Origin of the sequence: Mesorhizobium sp. AD1-1 (assembly GCF_020164655.1) — a bacterium.
GTDB lineage: Bacteria > Pseudomonadota > Alphaproteobacteria > Rhizobiales > Rhizobiaceae > Mesorhizobium > Mesorhizobium ciceri.
In genome coordinates this window covers 16,166-29,132 of sequence record NZ_JAIUGP010000017.1, presented here as the reverse complement: position 1 = coordinate 29,132, position 12,967 = coordinate 16,166, and the positions used below count along the sequence as shown (strand labels likewise).

Annotated in this window: 10 protein-coding genes; all 10 read left to right on the top strand. The window is 63.3% G+C overall.

What is annotated here, in order from left to right:
- Positions 1-33: 33 nt before the first annotated feature.
- Complete coding sequence (locus LB519_RS26085) at positions 34-1,866, top strand: M3 family oligoendopeptidase (RefSeq protein WP_224621534.1); 1,833 nt, start codon at positions 34-36, stop codon at positions 1,864-1,866.
- A 361-nt stretch (positions 1,867-2,227) separates the two neighbouring features.
- Positions 2,228-2,959 (top strand): NADH dehydrogenase, encoded by a 732-nt coding sequence (locus LB519_RS26080; RefSeq protein ID WP_013529735.1) that lies wholly within the window; start codon positions 2,228-2,230, stop codon positions 2,957-2,959.
- A gap of 182 nt (positions 2,960-3,141) precedes the next feature.
- Positions 3,142-4,287 carry an aminodeoxychorismate synthase component I gene (locus LB519_RS26075; RefSeq protein ID WP_224621533.1) on the top strand — a complete coding sequence of 382 codons (1,146 nt, stop codon included), beginning with the start codon at positions 3,142-3,144 and terminating at the stop codon, positions 4,285-4,287.
- Entirely contained in the window at positions 4,236-4,898 is a 663-nt protein-coding gene (locus tag LB519_RS26070; protein WP_013529733.1) for an aminotransferase class IV family protein, read from the top strand. The genes LB519_RS26075 and LB519_RS26070 overlap by 52 nt, the downstream gene beginning before the upstream one ends.
- Before the next feature lie 3 nt (positions 4,899-4,901).
- Entirely contained in the window at positions 4,902-5,855 is a 954-nt protein-coding gene (locus LB519_RS26065) for a heme-dependent oxidative N-demethylase family protein (protein WP_013529732.1), read from the top strand.
- A 130-nt stretch (positions 5,856-5,985) separates the two neighbouring features.
- Positions 5,986-7,431: a homospermidine synthase gene (locus LB519_RS26060; protein WP_013529731.1), complete on the top strand. Its 1,446-nt coding sequence runs from the start codon at positions 5,986-5,988 to the stop codon at positions 7,429-7,431.
- 184 nt (positions 7,432-7,615) lie between these two features.
- Complete coding sequence (locus LB519_RS26055; protein ID WP_013529730.1) at positions 7,616-7,993, top strand: hypothetical protein; 378 nt, start codon at positions 7,616-7,618, stop codon at positions 7,991-7,993.
- 187 nt (positions 7,994-8,180) lie between these two features.
- Complete coding sequence (locus LB519_RS26050; RefSeq protein ID WP_013529729.1) at positions 8,181-10,211, top strand: bifunctional metallophosphatase/5'-nucleotidase; 2,031 nt, start codon at positions 8,181-8,183, stop codon at positions 10,209-10,211.
- Positions 10,212-10,445: 234 nt separating this feature from the next.
- A complete protein-coding gene (gene hemH / locus LB519_RS26045) occupies positions 10,446-11,510 on the top strand; it encodes a ferrochelatase (RefSeq protein WP_013529728.1) in 1,065 nt (354 codons plus the stop codon).
- Positions 11,511-11,665: 155 nt separating this feature from the next.
- On the top strand, positions 11,666-12,877 hold the full coding sequence (locus tag LB519_RS26040; protein ID WP_224621531.1) for an NAD(P)/FAD-dependent oxidoreductase: 1,212 nt from the start codon (positions 11,666-11,668) through the stop codon (positions 12,875-12,877).
- Positions 12,878-12,967 lie beyond the last annotated feature (90 nt).

The following is a 12,967-nucleotide window of genomic DNA, read 5'->3' as shown; positions in this document are numbered from 1 at the left end:
AAGGTGTCGGCAATGCATAGGGATTCTGGCCACATGATTTCCGCACGGCGGCTGGCGGCGCCGGCGTCGGGTCAAGGCGCGGCCGAGCTGGGCGACTTGCCAGAATGGAACCTTGCCGACCTCTATGCCGGCATGGACGCGCCGGAGCTGAAGCGCGACATCGCCAAGGCCGCCACCGATGCGACCAGTTTCGAGAGCCGCTGGAAGGGTACGCTGGCCGCCGAAGCCGAGCGCGGCGGCGCCGGCAGGCTGGGCGAGGCGCTTGTCGCCTACGAGGCGCTGGAGGAACTGATCGGCCGCATCGTCTCCTATGCGGGACTGGTTTATGCCGGAAACACCGCCGATCCCCAGCGCGCCAAGCTCTACGGCGACATCCAGGAGAAGATGACCGACGCCAGCGCGCACCTTCTGTTCTTCGCGCTCGAACTCAACCTGATCGACGATGCGTCGATCGAAGGCGCGCTCGCCGTCGATCCCGCCTTCGGCCACTATCGGCCATGGGTGCTCGATCTGCGCAAGGACAAGCCTTACCAGCTCGAGGACCGCGTCGAGCAGCTCTTCCACGAAAAGTCGATCACCGGACGCGGCGCCTGGAACCGCCTGTTCGACGAAACGATGACCGACCTTCGCTTCCACATCGACGGCGAGGAACTGACGTTGGAGCCGGCGCTGAATCGTCTGCAGGACGCCGACGGCGAGGTGCGCCGCCGGGCGTCCGAGGCGCTGGCCACGACCTTCCGCAAGAACTTGCGCACCTTCACGCTGATCACCAACACGCTGGCCAAGGACAAGGAGATATCCGACCGCTGGCGTGGCTTCGAGGACATCGCCGATTCACGCCATCTGGCCAACCGCGTCGAGCGCAGTGTGGTGGACGCCTTGGCCTCCGCCGTTCGCGATGCCTATCCGCGCCTCTCGCACCGCTACTACGCGATGAAGGCACGCTGGCTGGGCATGGAGGTGATGAACCATTGGGACCGCAACGCGCCGTTGCCGGATACGCCCCAGGCGATCATCGGCTGGGACGAGGCCAGGAACACCGTGCTGTCCGCCTATCAGCGCTTTTCGCCCGACATGGCCGAGATCGCGCGAACCTTCTTCGACCGCAACTGGATCGACGCGCCGGTGCGGCCCGGCAAGTCGCCTGGCGCCTTCGCGCATCCGACCGTACCGTCGGCGCATCCCTATGTCCTGCTCAACTACATGGGCAAGCCGCGCGATGTGATGACGCTGGCGCACGAGCTTGGCCATGGCGTGCATCAGGTGCTGGCCGGCGGCCAGGGTGCGCTGATGGCCTCGACGCCGCTGACGCTGGCCGAGACGGCATCGGTCTTCGGCGAGATGCTGACCTTCCGCTCGCTGCTCGACCAGACCACCGACCGGCGCGAGCGCAAGGCCATGCTCGCCCAGAAGGTCGAGGACATGATCAACACGGTCGTGCGCCAGATCGCCTTCTATGAATTCGAGCGCAAGGTGCATGCCGAACGCAAGAACGGCGAACTGACCTCCGACAGGCTCGGTCAGTTCTGGCTCGAAGTGCAGGCCGAAAGTCTGGGTCCCGCCATCAAGCTGCGCGAAGGCTATGAGGTGTTCTGGACCTACATCCCGCACTTCATCCATTCGCCCTTTTATGTCTATGCCTATGCTTTCGGCGACTGCCTGGTGAACTCGCTCTACGCGGTCTACCAAAACGCCGAGCGCGGCTTTCAGGACAAGTATTTCGAAATGCTGCGCGCCGGCGGCACCAAACATCATTCCGAGCTTCTGGCGCCCTTCGGGCTCGACGCCACCGATCCCGCCTTCTGGCAGATCGGACTTGGCGTCATCAGTGGCCTGATCGACGAGCTGGAAGCGCTCGACACTTGAAATGCGCGCCCAGGCGTCGCTCTAACAGTTTAGCCGGAATGCATGTTGGGACAGCTCTACTATCGCCCTAAATATCTGTTCTTGAAGTACTCTCCACCGAAGTTTTCCGATAGCTTTCCACAAGCTCTATGATAGCCTTCGCTCCAAGCTCAGCCGGAGCGCATGCGGATCGGCGAGGAGAAATCTCAGCCGGCCGTGGCGCTCAGGCGAACGCGACAACGGCCGTTGGCCATGGGCAAGCAAAGCCGATCGCCGACAGCTCGAACCGAAGCCGGCTGTTCTGCTTACCGCGGAACCACCAAGAGTAGTCCTTCGCCGAAGATCATGACCCACGGCAGACGGATCTGACTGGAGAGAGACAATGGGCACTTTTTTCTACGTGGTCCTGGCGTTCCTGATAGGCGTATTGGTCGGCTGGTTCCTTTGGGGGCGCCTGCGCGGTGAACTCGACAGCTTGCGCGGCGATCTCGACCGTACACGCAGCGAACGCGACAGGCTGCGCACCGACAGCGACCGCCTGACCGGCGAACTCGATGCATGCGGCAAGACCCGCGCCGACCTTGAGCGCCGGCTGCGCGAAGCGTCGGCCGCACCTGCCGCCGGAAGCAGCGCGGCAAAACCGGCAAGCCAGGCGCCGGCGGCCCTGATGTCGACCCCCGCGACGGCCAAATCCACAAAGCCCGCGCCGGCCAAACCGGCCGCTGCGAAAGCGGTCCCTGCCAAGGCGGTCCCTGCCAAGCCGGCGGCGAAACCCGCCGCCACCAAAACCTCGGCTCCAGCCAAATCCGCAACGAGCAAGCCTGCAACAGCCAAGCCTGCATCCGGCTCAGCATCCGGAAAGCCCGACAATCTGCGTCGGCTGATCGGTATCGGTCCGGTCAATGAGAAACTGCTCAAGGCACAAGGCGTCACCAGCTTCGCCCAGATCGCGTCCTGGACAGCGGCCGATATCAAACGGATCGAAGACGTCATGAATTTCGATGGCCGCATCGCGCGCGAACGCTGGATCGAGCAGGCCAAGCTGCTCGCCGCCGGCAACGAGAAGGAATTCGCCAAGCAGTTTCCAACAGCCGGAACCTCCAGCAACAGCTGATCGCCAGGCACGACCTGAAGATTGCAAGCGGCGGCGCCATATCGGCGTCGCCGTTTGCTCTTGGTTCCTGAGTTGGCCCAAAGGTCGGCTTTAAGAGGCAGCGTGCCGTTCCCTCGATTGCGCGCGGGCGGCACCCCATATAGAGCGGTTGATGGCTTCATTGACCGCAGCATTCGGTGCCCATGTCCCTGCCCGCCGCAATTTTTCGCAATGACAAAAGCGCGCGCCAGCTCGTTTTCGACCGGCCGGCCGATATCATCGTGGCGCACGACGCAGGCGATTTCCGGCCGGCTCTGGAAGCAGCACAAGCCGCGCATGATGCAGGCAAATGGCTTGCCGGCTATTTCTCGTATGAGGCGGGCTACCTGCTCGAACCCAAGCTCGTTCCCCTGCTGCCGAATGGACGCCGCGCCCCACTCGTGTGCCTTGGGGTTTTCGATGCCCCGGTCGAAGAGGCGGTGCCGCCGCGCAATACGGCGGCGACCAATGGCCCGATCTTCGACGCCCGTGCGACGTGGTCGCCCGAGGATTATGAAAAACGCTTCTCGCGGCTGCACCAGCACATCCGGCAAGGTGATTGCTACCAGGGCAATCTGACCTTTCCCGTGCACGCGCAATGGTCAGGCGAGCCGCTGGCCGCCTTCGATGCGTTGACTGAACGTCAGCCGGTGAAATATGGCGCGCTGATCGCGCTCGGTGAACCCATCGTGCTGTCGCGCTCGCCTGAACTGTTCTTCGAGATCGACGCCGAGGGCATGATCGAGACGCATCCGATGAAGGGAACGGCGCCGCGCGGCGCCACCAAAGCCGAGGACGAACGGCAGAAGATCTTCCTGCGCAATGACGAGAAAAACCAGGCCGAAAACCGGATGATCGTCGATCTCCTGCGCAACGATATCTCGCTGATCAGCGAGGTGGGCACGCTGGACGTGCCGGCGCTGTTCCGCATCGAGACTTACCCGACCGTGCATCAGATGGTGAGCGACGTCAGGGCCAAACTGCTGCCGGGTCTCTCTATCCGCCAGATCTTTGCGGCGCTGTTTCCTTGCGGTTCGATCACCGGCGCGCCTAAGATCCGTGCCATGGAGATCCTGCGCGACCTGGAAGGCACGCCCCGCGATGCCTATTGCGGCGCCATAGGCTGGATCGCGCCCGGCGGCCCGATGCGCTTTTCCGTGGCGATCCGCACCATCTCGCTCTTTTCGGGCGGCGAGGCCGTCTACAATGTCGGAGGCGGCGTCGTCTTCGATTCGACGGCGCAGGAGGAGTATCAGGAGTGTCTGCTGAAAGCGCGCTTCGCGACGGGAACACCGCCGACTTTCAGTTGATCGAGACCATGCGCTGGGAACCCGGCTCGGGCTTCCTGCGCTTCGATCGTCATCTTGCGCGCCTCTATGGCTCGGCGGCGGAACTCGGCTTCCGCTGTGATCCAGGCACGGTCGGCGAGGCGCTGAGCAGCGCGGTCGGCGGTTCCGGCGTTGCCACGCGCACGCGTCTCGTCCTGTCGCACGATGGCGAGGTGACGGCCTCTGCGCAGCCTTATGAACCGCTCGCCGCCGACAAAGTCTGGATGCTGCGGCTGGCGCGGACGAGGCTCGATTCGAACGACACGCTGCTGCGCCACAAGACCAGCCGGCGACAGCTTTACACGCGTGCCCGTGCCGAACACCTCATCACGCAGGCCGACGAGGTGCTTATGGCCAACGAGCGTGGCGAGATCTGTGAAGGCACGATCACCAATGTCTTTGCCGATCTCGGCGACGGCGTGCTGGCGACGCCCCGGCTCGATTGCGGCCTGCTGCCTGGCGTATTGCGCGCGCAGCTTCTGGATGAAGGCCGCGCCCGCGAAGCGATCTACAGCTTGGACGATCTGAAATCCGCCAAGTCCCTGTTCGTCGGCAATTCGCTGCGCGGACTGATCCCCGCAAGACTGACCTGAGACATGACGTCCGTGCCCACTCACACACCCCCAAAACATACGCTGCCCACCCACACGCCCTATGACGGCTCGTCGAAACTGTTCAGCATCGGGCTGAAGCCGCTCGACCCGGCGGCCTGGATCGAGGTCGACGGCCATCTGCTGCCGTATCTCGCCGAAAAGCACCGGCTCTATGCCGAAATCCCAGAGCGCGTTTTCGTCGAGGAGGACGGCACGCGGGACGCCCAGCAGGAAGTGCTCGACTTGCTCGCTGCGCATCTCCCGGAGAGGTTCCCCGAAACCCATCGGCTCGGCGGATCAGGCGTCGAGGTGGCGGGCGCGGCGAACCGTCTGCCTGCTTCCCTCGCCGATGCGCCGCTGGCCAAAGCCTCACTGCTCGTCCAGGAAGACCTGATCCTGATGCGCAGCAGTGACAGCGGCTGGCGGCTGGTCGCCGGCTCGCTCTGCTTTCCCTCCTCCTGGTCGCTCCTGGAAAAGTTCGGCAAGCCGCTGCAGGACATCCACGCGCCGGTGCCGGGTTTCGGCCCGGGCACGCGTCCGGCGGAACTCATCAACCGGATGTTCGATGGCCTCCAGGGGCAGGCCGTCGAGCGCTACAACTGGTCGATCCAGGCCGACAACGCGCTCTACCATCCGCTCTCCGACCTGCAGCGCATCGACCGCGCCACCAACCGGCCGTCGCGCTTTCCCGATGGCGACATCGACGCCCATGCCTTCATTCGCGTCGAGCGGCAAACCCTGCGCAAACTGCCTGTTTCACGCGATATCCTGTTCACCATCCGCATCCATCTCGACCCGCTCGCCGTGCTGGCCAGGCACTCTGATCGGGCGAAGCTCGCGGTGTCTTTCGCCGCCCAGCTCGAAGCACTCGATCTCGCCCAGCTCGACTACAAGGGCCTGACATCGGACCGCGACCGGCTGATGACGGTCCTTAACCACATGGCCAATGACGACTGATCGCTGGTTGGCGCTTTTCGCTGGTTTGTGACAATGATCTGTGATGTAGCGCATGGCCGCCGGGCAAAGATGCCCGGTTTTGTGTGTGCGTTTTCCCAGTTTCCTGGGCTTTGAAGGAGTGCTCGATAAAATGGCGAATGAAAACTGGCCCGTTTACGGTGAGATCAGCGGCCCTGTCGTGATGATCGGCTTCGGCTCGATCGGCCGGGGAACGCTGCCGCTGATCGAACGCCATTTCAAGTTCGACAAGTCGCGCATGACGGTTATCGATCCGCGCGACACCGACCGCAAGCTGCTCGACGAGCGCGGCATCACCTTCGTCCAGGAAGCGGTGACCGAGAAGAACTACAAGAAGCTCCTGACCCCGCTTCTGACCAATGGCGGCGGCCAGGGCTTTTGCATCAACCTGTCGGTCGATACCGGCTCGGTGGACCTGATGCGGCTCTGCCGCAAGCTCGGCGTGCTCTACATCGACACCGTCGTCGAGCCGTGGCTCGGCTTCTATTTCGACGCCAAGGCCGATAACGCCAGCCGCACCAATTACGCGCTGCGCGAGTCGCTGCTCAAGGAAAAGCACGACAAGCCCGGCGGCGCCACGGCGGTCTCCACCTGCGGCGCCAATCCAGGCATGGTCTCGTGGTTCGTCAAGCAGGCGTTGGTCAATCTCGCCACCGATCTTGGCCTGGAGTTCTCGGAGCCCGCGCAGGACGACCGCGAGGGCTGGGCCAAGCTGATGAAGAAGGCAGGCGTCAAGGGCATCCACATCGCCGAACGCGACACCCAGCGCACCAAGAAGCCGAAACCGATGGATGTGTTCTGGAACACATGGTCGGTCGAAGGCTTCATCTCCGAGGGCCTGCAGCCCGCGGAGCTTGGCTGGGGCACACACGAGACATGGATGCCGAAGAACGCCAAGAAGCACAAGCACGGCTCGAAGGCAGCCATCTACCTGGAGCAGCCGGGCGCCAACACGCGCGTGCGCTCGTGGTGCCCGACGCCCGGCGCGCAATACGGCCTGCTGGTGACGCATAACGAGGCGATCTCTATCGCCGATTTCTTCACCGTGCGTTCGAAGAAGGGCAAGGTGCATTACCGCCCGACCTGCCACTATGCCTATCATCCCTGCAACGACGCGATGCTGTCGCTTGACGAGATGTTCGGCGCCGCCGGCAAGCCTCAGCCGGTGCATCATGTGCTCGACGAGAACGAGTTGATCGACGGCGTCGACGAACTCGGCGTGCTGCTCTACGGCCACGACAAGAATGCCTACTGGTACGGCTCGCAGCTGTCGCTCGCCGAGGCGCGCAAGCTGGCCCCCTACCAGAATGCCACCGGCATGCAGGTCACCTCGGCGGTGCTCTCGGGCATGGTCTGGGCGCTGGAGAATCCCGAGGCCGGCATCGTCGAAGCCGACGAGATGGACTACAGGCGGTGCCTGGAAGTGCAGTCCCAGTATCTCGGACCGGTCAAGGGCTACTACACCGACTGGACGCCGCTCGATAACCGTCCCGGGCTGTTCCCGGAAGACCTCGACCGGAACGACCCGTGGCAGTTCCGCAACATCCTTGTGCGATAGCAGCACCGCCCACCTGCCTCACTGCCTTGCAATCGCCCGGAAATCGGGCGATTGAAGGGATGCGGACCATAGCGATACGTATTCATCTGGACGCACGTCGCTCTGGAAACTTGGATGCACGCCTCGTGCTTGTCGAAAATCGATTTCCGATTTTTGGGCCGATGCGAGAGGAGAGGATTTTCACATGATCATTGCGCGCAAAATTCTTTCGATGAGCGTGGCGGGTGCCATTGCGGCGATGCTCGCCGCCTGCGCGACCAGCGGCCCCGATCAACCGCCGATGGCAGCGGCGCCGAAAGGCGTCGAGGGCTCGTGGATCGACGCCAAGGGCACCGGCCTGTCGACCTTCACCGGCGGCACCTTCACGACGGTAGCCACCGACACCGGCCAGAAGCTTGCCGACGGCAGCTACACGATGACCGGCGCCACATCGGTACAGATCAACGGCACCTCGCTGATCCGCCAGACCGCGGTCAGCTTCAACTGCCTGATGGTGTCGACAAGCCAGCTCAACTGCACGAGCTCCAGCGGTCAGAATTTCGTGCTGACAAGGCGCGTCTGAACCCACGACCATTCGTTTTCCAAGGACGGCGGCCGGTTGGCCGCCGTCCTTTTTTGTGCCGGCAAAGGGTCCCGGATTCCGCTTGCGTCATCCGGAACGCGATGGGAACATGGCCAAAGCGCCGGCTGTTATGTTCCAGTCAAGCAAGAGCGCTAATGGCCTCTGATCAGCTCTCCGGGAGACGAAGATGAAGAAGCTTGCCGCCATTGCAGCCCTGTCAGCCTCAACCCTCGGCCTGTCGGCCGGCGCGTCCTTTGCCGACTACACGCTGAACATCCTGCATATCAACGACTGGCACAGCCGCATCGAAGGCAACAACAAATATGAATCGACCTGCTCGGCGGACGAGGAGACCAAGGGCGAGTGCATCGGCGGCGCGGGCCGGCTGATCACCGCGATCGCCCAGGAACGCAAGAAGCTGGAAGGCCAGAACGTGCTGCTGCTCAGCGCCGGCGACAATTTCCAGGGCTCGCTGTTCTACACGACCTATAAGGGCAAGGTCGAAGGCGAATTCCTCAACGACATGAAGTTCGATGCCATGGCCCTCGGCAACCATGAATTCGACGACGGCGAGGCCGCCTTGGCGCCGTTCCTCGACATGATCAAGTTCCCCGTGCTCGGCGCCAATGTGAAGGCCAACGCGCAATCCAAGCTCGGCGACCGCGTCAAGCCATCTGTTGTCGTCGAGGTCGGCGGCCAGAAGATCGGCATCATCGGCGCGATCACCAACGACACGCCGGATCTCGCTTCGCCGGGTCCCAACGTCGCCATCGAGGACGACGTCAAGTCGATCACTGCCGAAGTCGAGAAGCTCAAGGGCGAAGGCGTCAACAAGATCATCGCCGTGACCCATATCGGCTACAGGCGCGAACGTGACGTCATCGCCAAGATCCCGGGCATCGATGTCGTCGTCGGCGGCCACAGCCATTCCCTGCTGTCGAACACCGACCCGAAGGCGGAAGGCCCCTACCCGACGATGGTCGACAATCCGGACGGCTACAAGGTGCCGGTGGTGCAGGCGGCCTCCTATTCGAAATATCTCGGCGAGTTCAAGGTGGTGTTCGACGACAATGGCGTCGTCAAATCGGCCAGCGGCGACCCGATCTATCTCGACAAGTCGATCACCCCCGACCCGGCCGTGCTCGCCCGCATCAAGGAGCTTGGGGCGCCGATCGAGGCGTTGAAGAACAAGGAAGTGGCCGAAACCACCGACGTCATCGACGGCAGTCGCGAGAGCTGCCGCACCCGCGAATGCGCGATGGGCAATCTCGTCTCCGACGCCATCCTCGACCGCGTCAAGGGACAGGGCGTCGAGATCGTCATCTCCAATGGCGGCGGCCTGCGCGCCTCGATCGACAAGGGCACCGTCACCATGGGCGAGGTGCTGACCGTGCTGCCCTTCCAGAACACGCTGGCGACCTTCCAGATTTCGGGCAAGGATCTGGTGGCCGGCCTCGAGGGCGGTCTCAGTCAGGTCGAGGACGGCGCCGGGCGCTTCCCCCAGGTCGCCGGCCTGAAATATTCCTTCGACAAATCCGTTGCGCCCAATGCCGGCCGGGTCAAATCGGTGGAGGTCATGGAAGGCGGCGCCTGGACGCCGATCAAGCCGGACAAGGACTATCTGGTCGCCACCAACAACTATGTTCGCCAGGGCGGCGACGGCTATAAGATCTTCGCCGACAAGGCCAGGAATGCCTACGACTACGGCCCCGGCCTCGAACAGGTGGTCGCCGACTATCTCGGCGCCCACCGGCCCTACACGCCGAAGCTCGACGGCCGCATCACCGAAATAGCCGCGACCGTCGCCGCGGCGCCTGCGGCCCCGGCAAGCGATCCGGCCAAGCCAGCCGAAGCGGCCCCGGCCACCCCGGCGCCCGCACCGGCTGAAGCCGCCAAGCCTGCCGAAGCGGCACCGGCAATGCCTGAATTACCGGCCAACTCGGGCGATATCGCCAACACACCACCGGCCATATCGACGGAAGGAGCACCTCCCCCGCCAGCGCCACCAGCCGCGCCGGCACCGGCCGAGCCGGCAAAGCCTGCTGAGGCCGCGCCAGCGGAAGCCAGCCATGTCATCGTTGCCGGCGACACCTATTGGGATCTGGCCAAGAAAGCCTATGGCGACGGCGCCAGGTGGAAGGTCATTTCGGGCGCCAACAAGGGCTACGAACCCCGCCGGCTTCCTGTCGGCGCAACGCTGACCATCCCGCCGAAATAGCTCGCTTATATGCCTGAATGACACCGCCCGTCCGAAAACCGGACGGGCGTCCTGTTTTCGGGCTAATGCATGTCGCCCAAAAGTGACCTCGGTTTTGGGAAAACGACATGCATAAAACAAAGAGTTAAAGCGGGTCGTCTGAATCCATTCGGACAATCCGCTTTAAGGTGCGGCCAGACGCTGCATTGAATGCGCGCGCAAGATGGTTAGGTTCGCGTCTCCCGGAGAACCCTTATGACGCTTCCCACCCCTGCCGATCCCAAGGTCGCAAAAGCGCTCGGCCCGTTGCCCGCTGGGCATCCGCCGGTCAAGGCGGGCAAGATCGGCGTCATGCTGGTCAATCTGGGCACGCCCGATGGCACCGATTTCAAGCCGATGTGGCGGTATCTGCGTGAATTCCTGTCCGATCCGCGCGTCATCGAGCTCAACAGGGCGATCTGGTATCCGATCCTCTATGGACTTGTGCTCACCACGCGCCCCAAGAAGTCGGGCGCCAATTACGCCCGGATCTGGAACCGGGAAAAGAACGAGTCGCCGCTGCGCACCTACACCCGTGCCCAGGCCGAAAAGCTGGCCGAAGCGCTGCGCGACCTGCCTGATGTCGTCGTCGACTGGGCGATGCGCTACGGCAACCCTTCGACCGCCAGCATTGCCCAGCGTCTGGCCGACCAGGGCTGCGACCGCATTCTTTCGTTTCCGCTCTATCCGCAATATTCGGCGACGACCACGGCAACAGCCAACGACCAGCTGTTTCGCGCGCTGATGAAGATGCGCCGCGCGCCGGCCGTCCGCAGCGTGCCGCCCTACTATGACGAGCCGGTCTATATCGAGGCGCTGGCGCGTTCGATCGAACGGCATCTGGCGACGCTGGATTTCGAGCCGGAGGTGGTCATCACCTCCTATCACGGCATTCCAAAACCCTATTTCGAGAAGGGCGATCCCTATCATTGCCACTGCCAGAAGACGACGCGGCTGTTGCGCGAACGGCTCGGCTGGGATGACAGGAAACTGATCATCACCTTCCAGTCGCGCTTCGGCGCGCAGGAATGGCTGCAACCCTATACCGACAAGACGGTGGAGAAACTCGCACAGGACGGCGTCAAGTCGATCGCCGTCGTCAATCCCGGCTTTTCCGTCGACTGCATCGAGACGCTGGATGAGATCGGCCGCGAGGCGGCCGAAACCTTCCACCATGCCGGCGGCAAGAATTTCGCCCATATCCCTTGCCTCAACGACAGCGCGGAGGGGATGGCGGTGATCGAGGCGATGGTGCGGCGCGAACTGTCTGGCTGGGTCTAGGAGAAATTCCAGGAAAAGTGTGAAACGGTTTTCCCGGGAAAAGCGAATAGCGCTTTCCCTTGGGAATTTCGTCAACCGGAGTTAGAGCGGCTCGCCGCTCTAACTCCGGAACAACACAAGCTCCGGGGCGTTAAGGCGCGCCGCCGGAGAATGCGATGCCCCGCAAACTCGACCTCAGAACTGGCCAGCCCGTCTGGTCAGCCTATCGCGCGCCTGCGGTGCCGACGGACGGCCTGACCCCGGACGTCAAGGCAGATGTGCTGGTCGTCGGCATGGGCATCAGCGGCGCCATGATGGCCGAGGCGCTGACGGCCGATGGCCATCGGGTGATCTGTATCGACCGCCGCGGCCCGCTGAAGGGCTCGACGGCCGCGACCACCGCGCTGGTGGCATTCGAAATAGACCAGCCTCTCTCCACGCTTTCGAAGATGATCGGCAGAGCCTCGGCGCAGCAGGCCTGGCGGCGCTCGCGGCTCGCCGTCTCCAATCTCGCCGGACGCATCGCCGAACTCGGCATCAACTGCGGCCTGAGCCGGGCGCCGTCGCTCTATCTGTCTGGCACGATACTTGGTCCGTCGGAACTGCGCGACGAGGCCAAGGCACGGCGGCTAGCCGGCATCGCCGCGACCTATCTGACGCCGGCGCCGCTGGCGGAGACATTCGGCATCGACCGCGAAGGCGCCATTCTCAGCCACGGCAACATCGCGCTCGACCCGCGTAAGCTGACGGCTGGGCTGCTGCTGAAATCCCTTCAGCGCAAGGCTCGCTTCTACGCCCCCGTCGAAGCGACAGTGATTGAGGATAGCGCCGAAGCTGTTGTCGTCGCGACCAGGGATGGCCCGACCATAACCGCGCGACATGTTGTTCTGGCCACCGGCTACGAACTTGTGGAGATCGTGCCGGCCGCGGCCCACCGGATCATCTCGACATGGGCGATCGCAACACGCCCGCAACCGCGAAAGCTCTGGCCGGACGCAGCGTTCATCTGGGAAGCGTCGGAGCCATATCTGTATATGCGCACGACGATCGACGGCCGGGTCATTTGCGGCGGCGAGGACGAGGATTTTGTCGACGAAGCGCGGCGCGACGAGCTGATCGCCGACAAGAGCACACGCATCGCCGAGAAGCTCGGCCTGGTATTTCCGCATCTCGACGCCAGGCCCGATTTTGCCTGGACCGGTTCGTTCGGCACCACAACCACCGGCCTGCCCTATATCGGCGCCATTCCCCGCCACCCGCGCATCCATGCAGTGATGGGCTACGGCGGCAACGGCATCACCTTCTCGCAGATCGCTTCCGAGATTGTCCCGGCTTCGATCAACGGGCTGGAGGACACGGATGCAAGATTGTTTGCCTTCAACCGCTGATCGCACCCGCAAACAATCCGTCATCACCTGATTGTAACGCATCTGAAACACACTTAAGTCTTTGGTGAAGTCGGCCGCGCGAGAATGGCT